We start from the raw sequence: 17,173 nt of genomic DNA, 5'->3' as shown, positions 1-17,173 counted from the left end.
GCATGCCCAGCCCGCCGCGGCCGGTCAAGGAGACGATCAACCCGCCGAGCCTGCCGAAGCCATCCGGCTTCGCCCACGGCACGAAGGTCGGCGATGTGGTCTACCTGGCCGGCCAGACCGCTCTCGACGCCGACATGAACATCGTGCCCGGCGGCATCGTCGAGCAGTTCACGCAGGCCTTCGGGAACGTGCTCGCCACGCTCCGCCAGGCCGGCGGCGAACCCGCGGACCTTGTCGACGTGACGATCTTCCTCACCGACGTCGACGACTACCTGGCCCACGGCCGCGAGATCGGACGCCTCTGGCGCGAGATGGCCGGGCGTGACTACCCCGCGGCGGCCGGCATCGGCATCACCCGGCTGTGGCAGCCCGAGGCGCTCATCGAGATTAAGGGCGTCGCCGTCATCGGCTCCGGGAGCAGGCCCGCATGAGGCTGGCGACGCTGCGGACGCCCTCGGGAACCCGGGCCGTCCGCGTGGACGACGACGCCCTCGTCGAGCTGAACGCGCCCGACCTCGGCGCGTGGCTGGCCCGCCCCGACTGGCGGGAGCGGACGGCGACGGCGTCCGGCCGCCGGCGGCCCGTCGAGGGGGCCCGGTTCGCGCCGCTCGTGCCCCAGCCGTCCAAGGTGATCTGTGTGGGCCTGAACTGCCGGCGGCACATCGAGGAGATGGGGCGGCCGTTGCCCACGTTCCCCACGTTGTTCACCAAGTTCGCCGACAGCCTGACCGGCGCCGGCGACCCGCTGGCCCGGCCCGTCGAGACCGACCAGTTCGACTGGGAGGGCGAGCTGGTGGTGGTCGTGGGCGCCGAGGTGCGGCGAGCGGACGGCGAGGCCGCGGCGGCGGCGATCGCGGGGTTCAGCGTGGCGAACGACGCGACCTGCCGGGACTGGCAGAACCGGACCAACGAATGGATGCAGGGGAAGAACGGGGAGTCGTCGACGCCGGTCGGCCCGTGGCTGGTGACCCCCGACGAGCTGCCCGGCGGCGTCCGGCCCGCCTGCCGGATCACGACGGAGGTGAACGGCGTGTGGTCCAGGACGACACGACCGCCGACCTCGTCTTCGATCCGGTCGCGCTCGTGGCCTACGCGTCGACGATCGTGCGGCTCCGGCCCGGCGACCTGATCCTCACCGGGACGCCGGGCGGCGTCGGCCATGCGCGGCGTCCCCCGCGCTACCTGGCGGTGGGCGACGTGGTGTCGGTGTCCATCGAGGGTGTGGGCCGGCAGGTGAACCCCGTCGTGGCGGGCTGAGCGCCGTACGCTTGCCGCCATGGCACTGCCGCTCCGTCTGCCGATCGAGCCCATGCTCGCCCGCGCGGTGCCGGCCGTCCCCGATCCGGACCACCCCGGCCAGTTCTCCTACGAACCCAAGTGGGACGGTTTCCGCTGCCTCGCCGCCCGCGACGGCAGCGACGTCACCTTGTGGTCCCGCTCGCGCAGGCCACTCACCGACTACTTCCCCGAGGTCGCGGACGCCGTCCGGCGCCACCTGCCCCCGCAGGTGGTCGTCGACGGCGAGATCGTCGTCCGCACCGGCGAGCCCGGCGCCGAACGCCTCGACTGGGAAGCCCTCAGCCTCCGCATCCACCCCGCGGCCAGGCGCGTCCGCGAGCGCGCCGCGCTCACGCCCGCCGAGCTCGTCTGCTTCGACCTGCTCGCGCTGGCCGACGTCGACCTCACGCCCCTGCCGTACGCCACCCGCCGCGACGCCCTCACCCAGCTTCTCGACGGTCTCCCCCCGGAGGCCGGCCTCCACCTCACCCGCGCGACCACCCACCCGGCCGAGGCGCGCGCCTGGTTCGAACGGTTCGAGGGCGCCGGGCTCGACGGTGTCGTCGCAAAACGCACCGACGCCCCCTACACCCCCGGACGCCGCACCATGCTGAAGATCAAGCACGAACGCACCGCGGACGCCGTCGTCATCGGCTACGGCCTCTCCCGCAACGGCTCCGGCGTCGGCTCGCTCCACCTCGGCCTCTACGACGACGGCGCGCTCGTCCACGTCGGCGGCATCGGCGCCTTCCCGGACGCCGCGCGCGCCCAGCTCGCCGGAGTCCTCGCACCCCTCGTCCTGACCGGTGCCGAGGCGGACGCGGCCCCGCGGCCCAACGAGGTCTCCCGTCTCGGGCCCCGCGACTTCGTGCCCATCCGCCCTGACCTCGTCGTGGAGGTGGCCTTCGACCAGCTCGAGGGCAAGCGCTTCCGGCACGCGGTCACCTTCCGGCGCTGGCGCCCCGACCGCGAGCCGGAATCATGCCTGCTCGAGCAGGTCGAGCGCGCCCCGGCCTACGACTTGGCCGCCGTGCTGCGGGGCTGAGGCGGCGGCGTCCGGCCTCGCATCACCCGGCGAACTGATCCACCGGCTGGCCGGCCTGCATGGCGGCGAACATCTCGCCCGCCTTCGCGTCATCCCACAGGACGCTCGACCCGGCCGACGTGTGCGCATCGGGGTTGCCGACGGGCACGCTCAACGTGATGCCCCCGCCCGTCCCGATCCGGACGACGCCCCAGCCGATCCCGGCCAGCCCGCCGAGCCCGGTGTCGTCGCCGATCGTGATCGACCGCGAGAGCGCCGAGTTGACGCCCCACCAGCGCCACGGCAAGGCGATGGTCGCGGGCGAGATGGTCTTCTTCGCCAGCGCCGAGAGCATCTCGCGCTGACGCTGCGCCCGGCCGAGGTCGCCGCGCGGGTCGGCTTTGCGCATGCGCACGTAACCGAGGGCGGTGACGCCGTCCATCTGCTGGCAGCCGGCGGGGATGTCGAGGTTGCTGTCGCGGTCCTTGATGGCGTCGGGAGGGCACATCTCGATGCCGCCGACGGCGTCCACCGCGTTGACGAAGCCGCCTAAGCCGATCTCGGCATACCCGTCGACCTGGAGGCCGGTGTTCTGCTCGACCGTCTGCACCAGCAACTCGGGGCCGCCGAACGCGTAGGCGGCGTTGATCTTGTTCTTGTCGTGCCCCGGGATCGTCACGTAGCTGTCGCGCGGGATCGAGATGAGCGCCGCCTTCCCGGTCGTCGGCACGTAGAGCATCATGATCGTGTCCGTGCGCTGGCCGGCGTCGCTGCCTGTGCCGAGGCGGTCCTGCTCCTCTGTGGTGAGCCCGGCGCGCGAGTCGGAGCCGGCCAGCACGTACACCTGTCCCGGCTGTGCAGCCGGACGGTCGCCGGCGGGCGTGGCGTCGGTGCGCGGCATGAACGGCCACGTCAGCAGCGGGACGCCGAGCACGTACGCCAGCACCAACACCAGGGCAGCCATCACCCATCGGCCCGGGTGCCGCCGCCGGCGGGCGGTGGACGCCGCCGGTCGCTGTGGGGCAGGGGGTGAGGCAGCGGCTGGCGCGGCAGGGGGTGCAGAGGCCGAGGAGGGTCGCGGAAGCGTCCGGGCATCCGGCGTGGCCGTGGGCGGCGCGGTCGACGACCCGTGATGGCCCACCGGTGTCGGCGGGGCGTAGCGGGGGGCCGGCTCGCCTGACCGCGCGGCTTCCGGCCGGGTGGGGCGCCGCGGGGGTTGCGGCTGTGGCTCCTGCCCGCGGGAGCGCGGTGCGCTGGGCGGCGTCTCCGGCTGGGGGGTCCGAGGCGTGGCGTTGTCGGCGTAGCGCCCGCGGCGGTAGAGCCAGTCCTCGTCGTCGGTGGTGCTCACGTTCCCACAGTAGGCGGTCGGCAGGGGCTGGGAATCGTCCCACGGTCCTCCCTCACATCTGCCCGGGTCGGCCTGCGGTCGGGCCGGCGCTCCCCCGCCGGAGGCCTCAGGAGACGACCGCCCGGACCTCGCCCACGCGTTCGCCGTGCCCCAGCACCGGAACGAGCCCGAGGGCGTCGCACGCGGCGGCGTCCACGTCGAGTTCTCTCAGGATTGCGGCGACGACGACACGTCCGGCGCGGCTTCCGTCGGCGATCTTCACTGCGACGCCGCGGCCGTCGGGCAGGCCGACGGCGAAGACCGCTTCGGCGCCTTCCTTGGCGATGAGGCCGGGGACGGCGCGCATGAGGTCGGTGTCGGGACGTTGCTCGCCGCCGACGAACTCGGGGTGCGCGCTCATGGCGCGGGCGATGGCCCGTTCGGCGCCCTCGTTGGCACAGGCGAAGCGTCCGAAGGCGCGCGCCAGGCCGGCGAGCGCGAAGGCGTGGACGGGCGCGCCGCACCCGTCGACGGCTGTCGCCACGATGGGTTCGCCTGTCACCTCCTCGGCCGTCGCACGGATGAGTCGCTGCAGCGGATGGCCGGGGTCGAGGTAGTCGTCGGTCGTCCAACCGGACGCGACGCACGCCGCCAGCATCGTCGCGTGCTTGCCCGAACAGTTCTGCGCGAGCGACTCCTTGCCCTTGCCAGCGGCCAGCCAGGCTGCCCTCGGATCATCGCCCACGGGCAGGTCGGGCGTGTTGCGCAGGTCGCCGACACTCAGGCCGGACGCCGCCAGGATCGCCCGCACCCCCTCGAGATGGCGGGGCTCGCCCGAGTGGGACGCGCAGGCCAGCGCCAGGTGGACGCCCGTGACGGGCGCGCCGGCGCGCAGGCTGCCGAGCGCCTGGACCGGCTTGAACGACGAGCGCGGGAAGACCGGGGTGGCCGGATCGCCCACGGCGTGGACGACCGCACCGGCGGCGTCCGTCACCACGGCCAAGCCGTGGTGGACGCTCTCGACGAACCCGTTCCGGACGACGTGCGCCACGACGGGCGCGCCGATGAGACTCACACACCGGATTATCCACCACAGCGGACGCCCCTCGTGCGCGCGCGCGATGCGGATCGCCGGTGATGCCGGCGCCGATGTTCTGGGACGCCCTTCGTGCGCGCGCGCGATGGCCACCGATGGCAACTTGCAGTCTGAGATTTTCCTTAAGGACTCTCAAGGTGTCACTCTGGATTTCGTGATCCTCCGCCTTCGCTCCCTCGTCGTTTCGGTCGCCGCGGTCAGTGTCGCGGTCGGTGGCGTCGCGACTCTCTCCAACACCGCTTCCGCCACGTTCGCGTCGCCGGCGCCGACGGCGTCGGCCGCGGATCTGAGCGGCCGCGAGGGCGACGAGAGCCGCAGCCTCGACCGCGCCGAGGACTTGGCCGCGGCCGTCGAGGTGCGCACCGACACGCTGAACGAGCAGTCGTCCGCCATCGACGACACCTCGGTGGCCACCTTGGCCCAGCAGCGGGCCGACGCGCAGGACGCGATCGCCGCCGCGCAGGCCGCCGCCGAAGAGGACGCGCGCTTCCGCGCCAGCGAGGGCTACAACCCGGGCACCACCGATCCCAAGGAGATCGCCCGCGAGATGGCCGCCAACAAGTACGGCTGGGGCGACGACCAGTTCACCTGCTACAACAACATCATCATGCGCGAGAGCATGTGGGACACCTTCGCCGACAACCCCACGTCGAGCGCCTACGGCATCCCGCAGGCGTTGCCCGGCAACCGGATGGCCAGCGAGGGCGCCGACTGGAAGACCAACCCGGCCACCCAGATCAAGTGGGGTCTGAAGTACGTCGCCGAGCGCTACGGCACCCCCTGCTCCGCCTGGTCGTTCAAGGCAGCGCACGGCTGGTACTGATCCCCGACCCATCGACCTGGAGACGTCCGTCTCGCCCACCCCGATGAAGTTCGGCCCCGTGGGTTCCGGCACTGCCGGGACTCCACGAGGCCGAATTTCTCGTTGCCGTTGAGACGCTTCGGGCTAGGGGTTGATGTCCTCGTTGAGGTGCAGCACGTGCCCTGCCTGGCGGGTCGACATCCACGCCTCCAGCTTGTGCGCCAGCACCGCGAGCGCCCAGTTGATGACGATGAAGATCAGCGCCGCGACGAGGAACGCCACGATGATGTTGCCGTAGTTCGCGGCCAGGTTCTGGGAGCGCTGCAGCAACTCGGCGTAGATGATCATGTAGCCGAGCGCAGTGTCCTTGAGCACGACGATCAGCTGGCTCACCAACGCGGGCAGCATGGCCCGGATGGCCTGCGGCAGCAGGATCGCCCGCAGCGTCTGTCCGGGCGTGAGCCCGATGGCCAGTCCGGCTTCGGTCTGCCCGCGCGGCAGCGCGTGGACGCCGGAGCGGACCAGTTCGGCGATGACCGCCCCGTTGTACAGCGTCAGACCCACGACGACACCGGCCAGGGACGCCGCCTGACCCCGCAGGGTGCCCGTCGTGATGAACACCGAGTAGGCGAAGATCATCATGAGCAGCACGGGGACGGCCCGGAAGAACTCCACGAGCGCCCCCGACACGCCGGCGACGATCCGGCTGTGGGTGAGGCGTCCGACACCCAGCAGCAGCCCGACGACCATGGCCGTCACGACCGAGATGAGCGCGGCCACGAGGGTGGACTGGAGTCCGGGCAGGATGTAGGCGGTCCAGGTGGTGGGGTTGGCGTAGGGCTGCCACATGCGCGGGGCGAGCTCGTTGCGCAGCAGGTAGATCGCGCCGGCGCCGATCCCGAGCAGGACGAGCGCGGCGACGACCGTGATGATCCGGTACCGGGCGCGGGCCTTCGGGCCGGGCAGGTCGAAGAGGACGGCCTGGGCGCTCATCGCAGCACCGCCGCCTTCTTGGACCACCACGTGAACACCATGCCGATGGGCAGGGTGAGCACCACGAAGCCGGTGGCGAAGATGACGAAGATGGGCACGAGGAGGTCGGAGTAGAACTCGATCATCGAGTTCATCAGGAACGCCGCCTCCGCGACGCCGACCGTCGCGACGACGGTCGTGTTCTTGCAGAGCGCGATCAGGGTGTTGCCGAGCGGCGCGATGGCTCCTCGGAACGCCTGCGGCAGCAGCACCTCGCGCAACGACTGGCCGAAGTCGAGCCCGATGGCGCGCGCGGCCTCGGCCTGGCCCAACGGCACCGTGTTGATGCCCGACCGCAGCGCCTCGGCGACCAGCGAGGAGTGGTAGACGGCGATGGCGATGACGCCCATCGCGAAGTTGTGGTCGCGGATCGGCGCCGAGAGCGGCAGCGGCGACAGTTGCATCTTGATGTAGACGCCGAACGCGAAGAAGAACACGATCAAGGTCAACGGGGTGTAGAGGACGACGTTGGTGTAGAACGCCGCCGCTTTGTTGAGGACGCCGACCGGCGACACCCGCATGACGGTGATGATGGTCCCGAGGATCAGTGCCCCCAGGGCACCGAGGACGGTCAACTGGACCGTCATCCAGAAAGCCTGCAGCACGTTGTACTCGCCGAGCATCTGCGCGAGGCGTTCCATGGGTGTCCCTCCTTCCGTGATGGTGGTGCGTCCGGGTCCCGCTGGCCGAGCTCGGCGCCGTGGGTGCGACGGGCTCGGCCAGCGGGTTGTGCTCGACTGCGGCGAGCTCGACCAGCGGTTGTTCGGCGGATCAGGCGCCGCAGTTCTCGTCGACCTCGGGCGGGTTACGGTCGTCGGGCTTGAAGCCGGACTTGCCGACCGTGTCGTCCACCGCGGTCTGCCAGGCGCCCGACGAGATCATCTTCTTGATCGCCTCGTTGACCTCCTGGCAGGTCTCTGTGTCGCCCTTCGGCAGGCCGACGCCGTAGCGCTCCTCGCTGAACGGGTTGCCGACGACCTTGAACTTGCCCTCCCACTGCGCCTGGGCGGCGTAGCCGGCGAGGATGACGTTGTCGGTCGTGAGGGCGTCCACCGCACCGGAATCGAGCGCCGAGACGCACAGCGAGTACGTGTTGTACTCGACGAGCTCGACATCGGGGTACTTCTCCTTGAGCCGCTGGGCGGGCGTCGAGCCGGCGACCGAGCACAGCTTCTTGCCGGCCAGCGTGTCGGGGCCGGTGATCGAGCTGTCGTCGCTGCGCACGAGGAGGTCCTGGCCGGCGATGAAGTACGGCCCGGCGAAGTTGACGCGCTCCTTGCGGGCGTCGGTGATCGAGTAGGTGGCGAAGATCATGTCGACCTGGTCGCCCTCGAGCATCGTCTCGCGCTGGGGCGACGGCGACTGGATCCACTCGATCTGGTCCTCGCCATAGCCGAGCTCGCCGGCCACGTACTTCGCGACCTCCACGTCGAAGCCGGTGAAGGAGCTTCCCTCCTGGAGGCCGAGGCCGGGCTGGTCGTACTTGATGCCGATGCGGATGGTGCCGCCGGCGCCGCCGTCGGTGCCGGCGGGGGTGGCGGCTGTGCCACACGCCGACAGGGTGAGGGCGAAGGCCGCCGCGGCTGCGCCGAGGGCCCACGTCTTGGTTCGGATCATGGTGTGCTTCCTCTCTGGGGTGCTTGCCTCGGATGAGGACACCGGACGCCGGCGGCGTCCGGAAAATCAGTGGGTCAGGATCTTGCTGAGGAAGTCCTGCGCGCGGGCCGTCTGCGGGTTCGTGAAGAAGGAGTCGGGGTCGGTCTCCTCGACGATCTGGCCGTCGGCCATGAAAACCACGCGGTCGCCGGCCTTCCGGGCGAACCCCATCTCGTGGGTGACGACGATCATCGTCATGCCGCCGCGGGCGAGATTCACCATGACGTCGAGCACCTCGTTGACCATCTCGGGGTCGAGGGCCGACGTGGGTTCGTCGAAGAGCATGACGGTGGGGTCCATGGCGAGGGCGCGCGCGATGGCGACCCGCTGCTGCTGCCCGCCGGAGAGCTGGGCCGGGTACTTGTTGGCCTGGTTCGCGACGCCGACGCGTTCGAGGAGCTCCATGCCGCGCTTCTTCGCGTCGTCGCCCTTGAACTTCTTGACCTTCACCGGGCCGAGGGTCACGTTCTCGAGGATCGTCTTGTGCGCGAACAGGTTGAACGACTGGAAGACCATGCCCACCTGAGCGCGCAGGCCGGCGAGCGCCTTGCCCTCCTCGGGCAACACCTGCCCGGCGACCCGGATCGTGCCCGAGTTGATCGCCTCGAGGCGGTTGATCGTGCGGCACAGCGTCGACTTGCCCGAGCCGGACGGCCCGATCACCACGACCACCTCGCCCTTGTGGACCGTTAGGTTGATGTCGTTGAGCACATGGAGGTCGCCGAAGTACTTGTCGACGTGCTCCATCTCGACGACGGGCTCGCCGCTGGCGGTGGGTGCGGTCATGGCGGCACAGTAGCGGCGCCGATCTCTCGTTGAGAGCACAGTCTGGTTACTTTTGGGTTGCAGAGGGGTCGGGGACGCCGCCGGTGCGGCACGTAAGCTGTCCGAAGGAGGTGGGCCCGCCGTGTCGAATCCCGAGGAACGCCCGGACGCCTGGCTGCCGCCGACGTCTGGACGACCGTCGTTCGAGCCGCCGGCGTCCGACCCGTACGCCAATGCGGGCGCCGGGACGCCAACGCCGCCGCCCGGGTTCCCACCCGTGGCGGGCCCGGCACCGTACCCGACCGTGCAGCCGCCCGGACCGCAGCCGGTGGCGTGCTACCGGCATCCGAATGCAGCAGCCGGCGTCCGCTGCCAGCGGTGCGGACGCCCCATCTGCGGCGCTTGCATGGTGGCGGCCCCGGTGGGCCACCAGTGCCCGGAGTGCGTGCAACGCGCGGTGGCGGCGTCCGGCCAGGGGCGGCTGCCCTACGGCGGGCGGCGCAGCACCAACCCGGCGCTCACGTCGCTGGTGCTGATCGGGCTCAATGCGCTTGTGTTCGTGGCGACCTTCCTGACGGGTGAGAGCACGAGCCGCGTGTTCGACTACCTGGCGCTGACGAGGCGCAGCGTGTGCGCCGTAGGGTCGAGCTACTACCAGGGGGTGAGCGCGGACTCGTGCTCGGCGAGCGGCGGTACGTGGCTGCCGGGGTTCGCCGACGGCGCCTGGTGGCAGCTGCTGACGAGCGCGTTCGTCCACGCGAACGTGCTGCACATCGGCGTCAACATGCTGGCGTTGTGGTTCATCGGGCCGCAGTTGGAGAAGGTGCTGGGACGAGGGCGCTTCCTGGCGCTCTACCTGCTGTCGGCGCTCGCCGGCGGCGCGACCGTGGCCTGGCTGGCCGATCCGTACACGTCGACGGTGGGGGCGTCCGGGGCGATCTTCGGGCTGCTGGGCGGCCTGCTGGTGCTCGTGCTGCGTTCCGGCGGCGACCCGCGCAATCTCGTGATGTGGATCGGCATCAACGTGGTGATCACGTTCCTGGGTCCGGGGATCTCGTGGCAGGGCCACCTGGGCGGCTTCGTCGGCGGGGCGGCGGTGGCGGCGATCCTCGTGGGGCTGCGTGGGCGTCAGCAGGAGCGGACGCAGCTCATCGCGCTCGGCGCCTTCGGCGTGCTGCTGTTGGCGGTGGCGTTCGCGCGCCTGCTGGTGCCGTGATCTGGGTCGATCCGCCCACCTGGCCGGCGCACGGGACCGTGTTCGGGCACCTCGTCTCGGACTCCTCCCTGGGCGAGTTGCATGCGTTCGCGCGGCGCGTGGCGCTGCCGGCGGGGGCGTTCGACCACGATCACTACGACGTGCCCGCCCGCCGCTACGACGACCTCCTGGACGCCGGAGCACACCTGGTGGGCGCGAAGGAGTTGCTGCAGCGGCTCGTCGCGTCGGGGCTGCGGGTAAGGCCCACGCAGAAGCAGCCGGACCGGGCGGCGTCCGTGCGGCTGGTGCGCCGCCATTGGGAGGCGGCGCCGCCCGCGCCCGACGGCGTCCGCGACGACCTCCTGTCCCGGTGGGGCGAGCCGCACCGGCGCTACCACGACGTGCGGCACCTCGCGCAGGTGCTCGGCGCCCTCGACGCTTTGGGCAACGACGATCCGCTGGTCACGCTCGCGGCGTGGTTCCACGACGCCGTGTACGCCGGCCGTGCGGGCGACGATGAGGAGGCATCGGCCGAGCTGGCCCGCTCGACTCTCGGACCGCATCTCGGTGCGGAGGCGGCCGCGGAGGTCGGACGCCTCGTCGCCCTCACCGCGACGCACGCCCCCGCGCCGGGCGACACCCGCGGGGCGCTGCTGGCCGACGCCGACCTGTCGATCCTCGCGGTGAGCGAGGCGCGCTACCACGTGTACGCCCGCGACGTGCGCGTGGAGTACGCACACGTGGGCGAGGCGGCGTTCGTTGCCGGGCGGGCCGGGGTGTTGCGGCGCCTCCTCGCCCTGGAGCCGCTCTTCCGCCGCGCCCACGCCTGGGCGGACGCCGCTCGCGCCAACCTGACCGCCGAACTGGCGCACCTCGAGGCGTCCGGACGCCCCCTGGTCGGTTAGCGCCGCCCTGAGTGCGCTTGTCCGAGCCTTCCGGGGCCCCCTGGCCCGGCAGCACCTCCCCGCGGAGCGCGCTTGTCCGAGCCTTCCGGACGCCCCCTGGCCCGGCAGCACCTCCCCGGAGCGCGCTCATTCTCGGATGTGGGCGTGAACTCACACCCGGATCCGAGAATGAGGGCACTCCGGTCACGACATGGGTGCCGAGGGAGGACACCGCGGGCACCGGCGCATCGTTCCCGGCCATGCGCGCACCTGGAGCGACTGAGCCACCTGCGCGGCCACGGCGCAGGCGCGCAGCCGGACGTCGAGACTGCCGTACCGCAGCGTGGACTGCCCCTGCGCGGTGTGGGTGTTGTCCCGGGCGAGGTCGCGCAGCACCGCGTTCGTGTGGCAGAGGCCGTCCAGCTCGACGATGAGGCGGTACGCGTCGTGCACCACGTCCGAACGGGTGCCGCTGCTCAGCGACTTCTGCCGTTCGCCGGGTGGCAGCCCATGGGCGCGCTCGACGTCGCAGTGGTAGCGCCACTCCAGCGTGCTTTCGATGCCGGTGAGGTCCGCGAGGACCTCGCGGAGCAACGGCCGCCGGGGCATGCGGGGCCGGCCCAGCCCCGACGAGCGCAGGCGCAGCAGGCTGATCCGGCGTTCCCGCGCGGCACTGGTGGTGAGGTTCACCCACTCGTCGAGGTCGACCGCGCCGACGAGGTCGAGGAGCGCGTCCTCCAGCCGGATGCGGGGCAGGGAACCGCTCGTGTGCTCCAGACGCCCGAGCCCATCGGAGTGGAAGGCGTAGCCGGGGCGAGGTTCGCGCCGCACGCGATCGGGTGACCACACGTCCACCACCGGCACGCTCACCTGCTGGCCGGCCGCGTGAAGGGCCGCCCAGCCGCCGAGCGCCGAGCCCGGTCCCCCGATCAGGAACCCCGCCCAGAGTCGGTGCTCCAGGCTGGGGGCCGGGCAGGCGGCGTAGGTGCCCGGCGTCACGCGCGCCCACTTCCCTTCCGCCAGAAGCCGGCGCAACGCGCCGCGCCCGAGGGTGTCGTAGACCTGCTGCCGGGTCGCCGTACCACCCTGCCGGTCGAGCAGGGCTGCGAGCGCTGCGGGGATCCTCCGTCTGGTTTTCATGCCCTCTGCATTAACCCTCGTCCGTCACGGCAGCGGTGGGGCGAACGGCGACAGCGCTTGGAGCGCACGGCGACAGCGCGTGGAGTGCGCTCATTCTCGGATCTGGGCGTGAACTCACACCCGTATCCGAGAATGAGTTCACTCCGGAGCCATTTCGACCCCCACCGCCGCGTCCCGAGGCCACCCCGACGCCCACCGCGGCGTCCCGGAGCCATTTCGACCCCCACCGCGGCGCCCGAGGCCACCCCGACGCCCACGGGGGTGTACAGACGGCATCCCGCCGGGATCACGGCGGCGTCCCGGCGGCGTCCCGGCGGCGTCGAACCGGTGTGCGCGACGGCAACACGGCGGCACGATTACCCGCCGCCGAGCCCGCATGGCATCGTTGGTAGACGTGAACGAACCGCGCGCGGTCCATCCGTCCCGCTGGGCGACGGCTACTTGGCCGCTGGGCGCCCACCTGCGGCGCAGCTCAGGCACCACCACGTTCGCCGTGGCCGCGCCAGCGGCGACCCGCGTGACTCTCGAGTTCTTCCCCGAGGCCACCGGCGCCGACGCGCACGCCAGCATCGTGATGGTCCAAGGCGCCGACGGCGTCTGGCGCGCCGAGGTGAACCACGCCCGCCACGGGACCCTGTACGGCTTCCGGGTCTGGGGCCGCAACTGGTCCTACGATCCCGCCTGGAAGCCGGGTTCCGCTGCCGGCTTCCTCACCGACCGGGACGCCGACCTCAACCATTTCAACCCCAACAAGGTGCTCTTCGACCCCTACGCCCGGGAGGTCACCCACAACCCGATGAGCCAGGCCGTCCTCGATGCGGGCGCCGACCGTGGCGTCTTCGGGTCCGGACCGGTGCCGTGGCGGGGGCGTCCGGGCCGTGAGGCCGACACGGCACGCTACGCGCCGAAGGGCGTCGTCATCGAGGACACCACCCGCACCGGCACCCACCCGCGCCACCCCGAGGAGGACAACGCGATCTACGAGGCGCACGTCAAGAACCTGACGTTGCACCCCTCGTCGACCCGCCTCGGCGAACTGCTGGCGAACACGCGTGGCTTCCAGGGCCTGCCCAACATCCCCGACCACCTGCGCGGCACCTACGCGGGCGCCGCCCTCATGGCCCCCTACCTGCGGGCACTCGGCATGACTGTGATCGAGTTGCTGCCGGTGCACGAGACGGACTCCGACCAGGTCGGCGCCCACAACGGCACCACCAACCACTGGGGTTACCAGACGCTCGCGTTCTTCGCCCCGAACCGCGATTACAGCTCCGACAAGAGCCTCGGCGGGCCGACGCGCGAGTTCAAGCAGATGGTGCACGCGTTCCACGACGCCGGCATCGAGGTGTTCCTCGATGTCGTCTACAACCACTCCGCCGAGGGCGGCAACTGGGGCGGCGACCTCGACTCGGCCGGCTTCACCACGCTCGGCGGCTTCGCGACGACCGAGTACTACGCACTCACGTCGTCGGGTGGGCTCATCGACGGTGCCACCGGCACGTCGAACCAGACGAACTTCTCCTCGCCCCTCACGTGCGACCTCGTCCTCGACTCGCTTCGGCACTGGCACGACACGATGGGCGTCGACGGGTTCCGCTTCGACCTGGCGCCCGTCCTCGGGCGCCGCCCCAACGCCGCCGAGGCCGACGACTGGGTCGCACAGCGCCGCTTCTTCAGCAACCATCCGCTCCTGGACGCCGTCGCTCAGCTCGCTGCCGAGAACAACATCGAGGTCATCGCCGAGGCGTGGGACCTGTGGGGCTACGAGGTGGGCAACTTCCCGTCGGGCTGGGGCGAATGGAACGGTCGCTTCCGCGACGCGATGCGCGCGTTCAGCAAGGGCGACGGCAACACCGACGACTTCATGGCGTTCTTCAACGGCGACTACCTGCACTTCAACGACAACGACGGGCCGCAGAAGTCGATCAACTTCGTCACCGCCCACGACGGGTTCACGATGTTCGACCTGGTGTCCTACAACGCGAAGAACAACGACCAGCCCTACCCGTTCGGCCCCTCCGATGGCGGTTCGGACAACAACCTGTCGTGGGACTCGGGCGGCAAGAAGTCGCTGCGCCGCACCCGGTGGCGCAACCTGTGGCTGCTGACGTTCCTGGCCCGCGGCGTCCCGATGATCGTGTCGGGCGACGAGTACGGGCGCAGCCAGAACGGCAACAACAACCCGTGGTCGCTCAACACCGTCGGCATCTGGAACAACTGGGCACAGGCGGCGTCCGCCTCGCCGAGCAAGCTGCCCGTGGACCCAGGCCAGCCTGAACTGCCCGGCTATCACCACATCGTCGGCACCATGAAGGGCGAGCCGCCTGTGAACCAGCTGCTCGTCTTCGCCCGCTACGTCGCGCAGTTGCGGCGCACGCAGGCGACGTTCCGGCAGCGCACGTGGGGCGAGATGACGCGCGGCGGGCCCGACGTGAGCTACGTCTATTTCGGCACCGACCTCAACGACCCGCCCCGCCCGGGCGACCGGCAACTGGCGGTCGCCATCGACTCGGGCGTCTCGGGCGGCGACGACTTCTGGATCCTCGTCAACATGTACGACCAGCCCGCCCGCTTCGATCTCTCCGAGTGGACCGAGTCCCCCGCGAGCCACGATTGGGTGCGCATCATCGACACCGCGCCCTGGGCCGAGCCCGAGGGCAACGCGTGGCCGAAGGAGTCCGGCCTGCACGTTGCCGGTGAGTACACGGTCGAGCCGTGGTCGATCGTCGTCCTCCAGGCGCCGCCGACACGGCGTCCCGAGGCGCCGGGGAACCTGTGGGGCCGCGGCGGCGGCGTCCAGATGGATCGGTGGGGCATCCCGCACCTGCGCGGGCGTCTCGACGAGGCGTTCGAGCGGATCCGGCGCAGCTTCGTCCGGACGGCCCCCGACGCGCCACCGCCGGATCAGCCGGGGCCGGACGCGGCGGGCGCTACCCCTCCCGCCTAGTCGGTGACGTCGCGCCGGCGGAACACCACGAAGGCCGCCAACACGAGGGCACCGGTGAGGACCAGCAGGTACGTCGTGCCCTGGGCCGCCGAGATGAACACCGGCACCCACTCCCGCTTCGCCTCGTCGAAGTGGCCGGTCTCATAGCCGTTGGCGAGGTAGGCGTACAGGTTGCTCTCGGGCAGCCAGCGGCGCAGTTGGGGTCCGAACGGCACCAGGTTGAGGACGCCGAAGAACGCCCCCGCCAGCATGTAGGTGATGGGCACCGCGGCGCCCGCCACGGTGTTCTTGAACAACACCGCCAGGCTCGCCCCCATGAGCGCCACCATCGCGCCCAGGCCGAGCGCGCGGCCCATCATCCGCAGCGGCTCCCCCCAGTCGCCGATCTCCGTCGGCCGCAGCACCCCGAAGCTCAACGCCAGCCCACCGGCCTGGAGGAGCCCCACCGCCGCCACCACCGCCATGCCGGCGAGCACCGACACCGCCATCTTGCTGGCGAAGACCGCGGTCCTGTTCGGCGCGAACGTGAGCCAGGTCGAGATCGTCCCGTGGCGATACTCCGCCCCCAGGAACGACGCTCCCGCGACCAGCGCCGCCAACCCGCCGAGCACCGCCGCCCCCATCATGGCGCCCTGCATGCCGTCGGCCCACGGCATCACGGAGGGACCGTAACTCTCCGCGACGGGCGCCACATTCTGGCTCTCGCAATCCCACACCGTGGGAGCTCCCTCACCTCCCGCCGTCGCCATGCAGTCGGCGTACCACTGGTCGTGATTGGTCTCCCATTCGGCGTAGTACTCCTCGAACTGCCGTTGCGCCTCGGCCTTCGCCTCCGCCGAGGGTGGCAGCGAGGCGGTCACGAGGGTGCCGCACACCACCGCCGCGATCGCCAGCGTGACGAGCACGGTGGCCCACAGACCCTTGCGGTGCCGCCACCGTGTCAACTCGGCCCCCAGCAGCCTCATGCCACGCCCCCCGTCGCCCCCGCGCCTGAACCCGACGGGCCGAACGCGATCCCCGGGGCCTGAACGCTCAGGTGCTCCGTGGCAGTCAGCCGCAGGAAGACGTCCTCCAGACTCTCGGCCACCGGGGCCAGTTCGGTCGGCCACAGGCCTGCCTCGCCGAGAACGCGCGCGACGGCGTCCGGCTGCGCGGCGGAGTCCGGACGCCCCACGGTGAGGAGCTCGGAGCCGTCGAGCCCGACGAGGTAGCCCGCCGCGGTCAGGACGCGGGCCGCCTCCCCGGGCGGCGTCACCCGTACCCGGACGCGCCCCCCGCCGTCGAGGAGCCCGGCCACCGGCACCTGGGTGAGGAGACGTCCCCGGCCGATGATGCTCACCGTGTCGGCGATCTGCTGCACCTCGGCGAGCAGGTGGCTCGACACCAGCACGGTCTTCCCGGACGCCCCCAACTGCCGCAGCATCGTCCGCACCTCGTGGATACCGGCCGGATCGAGGCCGTTGGTGGGCTCGTCGAAGATGAGGACGTCAGGGTTCTTGAGGAGTGTCGCCGCGATCGCCAACCGCTGCCGCATGCCGAGCGAGTAGCCGCGCACGTCCTGCTTGGCGCGGGCCGCGAGACCCACCTGGGCGATCACGTCGTGCACCCGCTCGCGGGGCAGGCCGATGGCCTGCGCGAGGATCTGCAGGTTCGCGAGGCCCGACATCGTCGGGAACAGGCGCGGCTGCTCCACGATGGCGCCCACCCGATCGATCACGTCGGTCAAGTCCTCGGGCACCCGGACGCCGAGGATCTCCATCGTCCCGGCGTCGGGCCGGACGAGGCCGAGCAGCATCCGCAGGGTGGTCGTCTTGCCCGACCCGTTCGGTCCGAGGAACGCGTGAACGCCGCCCGCAGGCACGGCCAGGTCGAGGTCGGCGACCGCCGTCACCGCGCCGTGCCGGTACGTCTTGCGCAGGCCGTGCGTCGCGATCGCGGGCGCAGGTTCAGTCATGACTCCATCTTGGTCGTGGACGCCGCCGGTGCGACACCTGCCACGGGCTGAATGGCCACCGGCGGCGTCCGAC

The 17,173-nt window shown here is 71.4% G+C and carries 15 protein-coding genes and 1 pseudogene; 7 read left to right on the top strand and 9 right to left on the bottom strand.

The annotated features are described in order from the left end of the window. Positions 1-2: 2 nt before the first annotated feature. From Q1K57_RS03650 to Q1K57_RS03635, 3 genes and pseudogenes are all read left to right on the top strand, one after another. Complete coding sequence (locus Q1K57_RS03650; RefSeq protein ID WP_300079079.1) at positions 3-431, top strand: RidA family protein; 429 nt, start codon at positions 3-5, stop codon at positions 429-431. Further along, positions 428-1,257, top strand: a pseudogene (locus tag Q1K57_RS03645) (fumarylacetoacetate hydrolase family protein). The gene Q1K57_RS03650 and the pseudogene Q1K57_RS03645 overlap by 4 nt, the downstream one beginning before the upstream one ends. A 19-nt stretch (positions 1,258-1,276) precedes the next feature. Beyond that, positions 1,277-2,323 (top strand): ATP-dependent DNA ligase, encoded by a 1,047-nt coding sequence (locus Q1K57_RS03635; protein WP_300079074.1) that lies wholly within the window; start codon positions 1,277-1,279, stop codon positions 2,321-2,323. A 22-nt stretch (positions 2,324-2,345) separates the two neighbouring features. Here Q1K57_RS03635 and Q1K57_RS03630 read toward each other — a convergent pair whose 3' ends face one another. Further along, positions 2,346-3,266 carry an LCP family protein gene (locus tag Q1K57_RS03630; protein WP_300079072.1) on the bottom strand — a complete coding sequence of 307 codons (921 nt, stop codon included), beginning with the start codon at positions 3,264-3,266 and terminating at the stop codon, positions 2,346-2,348. A 490-nt stretch (positions 3,267-3,756) separates the two neighbouring features. Continuing rightward, on the bottom strand, positions 3,757-4,704 hold the full coding sequence (locus Q1K57_RS03625) for an asparaginase (RefSeq protein ID WP_300079070.1): 948 nt from the start codon (positions 4,702-4,704) through the stop codon (positions 3,757-3,759). 175 nt (positions 4,705-4,879) lie between these two features. On the opposite strand from Q1K57_RS03625, the gene Q1K57_RS03620 reads away from it, so the two are divergent. Continuing rightward, complete coding sequence (locus Q1K57_RS03620) at positions 4,880-5,548, top strand: hypothetical protein (protein WP_300079067.1); 669 nt, start codon at positions 4,880-4,882, stop codon at positions 5,546-5,548. A gap of 123 nt (positions 5,549-5,671) precedes the next feature. On the opposite strand, the gene Q1K57_RS03615 is transcribed toward Q1K57_RS03620, so the two are convergent. From Q1K57_RS03615 to Q1K57_RS03600, 4 genes are all read right to left on the bottom strand, one after another. Then, positions 5,672-6,550 (bottom strand): amino acid ABC transporter permease, encoded by an 879-nt coding sequence (locus tag Q1K57_RS03615; RefSeq protein ID WP_300079065.1) that lies wholly within the window; start codon positions 6,548-6,550, stop codon positions 5,672-5,674. After that, a complete protein-coding gene (locus Q1K57_RS03610; RefSeq protein ID WP_300079063.1) occupies positions 6,517-7,200 on the bottom strand; it encodes an ABC transporter permease subunit in 684 nt (227 codons plus the stop codon). The genes Q1K57_RS03615 and Q1K57_RS03610 overlap by 34 nt, the downstream gene beginning before the upstream one ends. A gap of 130 nt (positions 7,201-7,330) precedes the next feature. Then, positions 7,331-8,176, bottom strand: coding sequence for a glutamate ABC transporter substrate-binding protein (locus Q1K57_RS03605; protein ID WP_300079060.1), 846 nt, complete (start codon positions 8,174-8,176; stop codon positions 7,331-7,333). Between the two features lie 66 nt (positions 8,177-8,242). Then, complete coding sequence (locus tag Q1K57_RS03600) at positions 8,243-9,001, bottom strand: amino acid ABC transporter ATP-binding protein (RefSeq protein ID WP_300079058.1); 759 nt, start codon at positions 8,999-9,001, stop codon at positions 8,243-8,245. Between the two features lie 121 nt (positions 9,002-9,122). Between Q1K57_RS03600 and Q1K57_RS03595 the strand changes: the two genes are divergently transcribed. Together Q1K57_RS03595 and Q1K57_RS03590 are read left to right on the top strand one after the other, a co-directional pair. Beyond that, entirely contained in the window at positions 9,123-10,196 is a 1,074-nt protein-coding gene (locus tag Q1K57_RS03595; RefSeq protein WP_300079055.1) for a rhomboid family intramembrane serine protease, read from the top strand. Beyond that, positions 10,193-11,080, top strand: a complete 888-nt coding sequence (locus Q1K57_RS03590; RefSeq protein WP_300079052.1) for a DUF4031 domain-containing protein — start codon at positions 10,193-10,195, stop codon at positions 11,078-11,080. Before Q1K57_RS03595 ends, Q1K57_RS03590 begins: the two co-directional genes overlap by 4 nt. A gap of 183 nt (positions 11,081-11,263) precedes the next feature. On the opposite strand, the gene Q1K57_RS03585 is transcribed toward Q1K57_RS03590, so the two are convergent. Continuing rightward, positions 11,264-12,199 (bottom strand): type IV toxin-antitoxin system AbiEi family antitoxin domain-containing protein, encoded by a 936-nt coding sequence (locus Q1K57_RS03585; protein ID WP_300079049.1) that lies wholly within the window; start codon positions 12,197-12,199, stop codon positions 11,264-11,266. A gap of 394 nt (positions 12,200-12,593) precedes the next feature. On the opposite strand from Q1K57_RS03585, the gene Q1K57_RS03580 reads away from it, so the two are divergent. Beyond that, entirely contained in the window at positions 12,594-15,146 is a 2,553-nt protein-coding gene (locus Q1K57_RS03580; RefSeq protein WP_300079047.1) for an alpha-amylase family glycosyl hydrolase, read from the top strand. Here Q1K57_RS03580 and Q1K57_RS03575 read toward each other — a convergent pair. Then, entirely contained in the window at positions 15,143-16,111 is a 969-nt protein-coding gene (locus tag Q1K57_RS03575; protein ID WP_300079045.1) for an ABC transporter permease, read from the bottom strand. The two genes, Q1K57_RS03580 and Q1K57_RS03575, sit on opposite strands and share 4 nt — an antisense overlap. Beyond that, on the bottom strand, positions 16,108-17,100 hold the full coding sequence (locus tag Q1K57_RS03570) for an ATP-binding cassette domain-containing protein (protein WP_300079042.1): 993 nt from the start codon (positions 17,098-17,100) through the stop codon (positions 16,108-16,110). Before Q1K57_RS03570 ends, Q1K57_RS03575 begins: the two co-directional genes overlap by 4 nt. Positions 17,101-17,173: the final 73 nt, after the last annotated feature.

Origin of the sequence: Propioniciclava sp. (assembly GCF_029977985.1) — a bacterium.
GTDB lineage: Bacteria > Actinomycetota > Actinomycetes > Propionibacteriales > Propionibacteriaceae > Propioniciclava.
This window is presented reverse-complemented; position numbering and strand designations above follow the sequence as displayed.

What these genes read in the sequence shown, in the direction of transcription:
- Q1K57_RS03650 (WP_300079079.1), top strand. Translation starts at nt 3, where the DNA reads ATGCCCAGCCCGCCGCGGCCGGTCAAGGAGACGATCAACCCGCCGAGC.
- Q1K57_RS03635 (WP_300079074.1), top strand. Translation starts at nt 1,277, where the DNA reads ATGGCACTGCCGCTCCGTCTGCCGATCGAGCCCATGCTCGCCCGCGCG.
- Q1K57_RS03630 (WP_300079072.1), bottom strand. Translation starts at nt 3,266, where the DNA reads ATGGCTGCCCTGGTGTTGGTGCTGGCGTACGTGCTCGGCGTCCCGCTG.
- Q1K57_RS03610 (WP_300079063.1), bottom strand. Translation starts at nt 7,200, where the DNA reads ATGGAACGCCTCGCGCAGATGCTCGGCGAGTACAACGTGCTGCAGGCT.
- Q1K57_RS03605 (WP_300079060.1), bottom strand. Translation starts at nt 8,176, where the DNA reads ATGATCCGAACCAAGACGTGGGCCCTCGGCGCAGCCGCGGCGGCCTTC.
- Q1K57_RS03600 (WP_300079058.1), bottom strand. Translation starts at nt 9,001, where the DNA reads ATGACCGCACCCACCGCCAGCGGCGAGCCCGTCGTCGAGATGGAGCAC.
- Q1K57_RS03585 (WP_300079049.1), bottom strand. Translation starts at nt 12,199, where the DNA reads ATGAAAACCAGACGGAGGATCCCCGCAGCGCTCGCAGCCCTGCTCGAC.
- Q1K57_RS03575 (WP_300079045.1), bottom strand. Translation starts at nt 16,111, where the DNA reads ATGAGGCTGCTGGGGGCCGAGTTGACACGGTGGCGGCACCGCAAGGGT.
- Q1K57_RS03570 (WP_300079042.1), bottom strand. Translation starts at nt 17,100, where the DNA reads ATGACTGAACCTGCGCCCGCGATCGCGACGCACGGCCTGCGCAAGACG.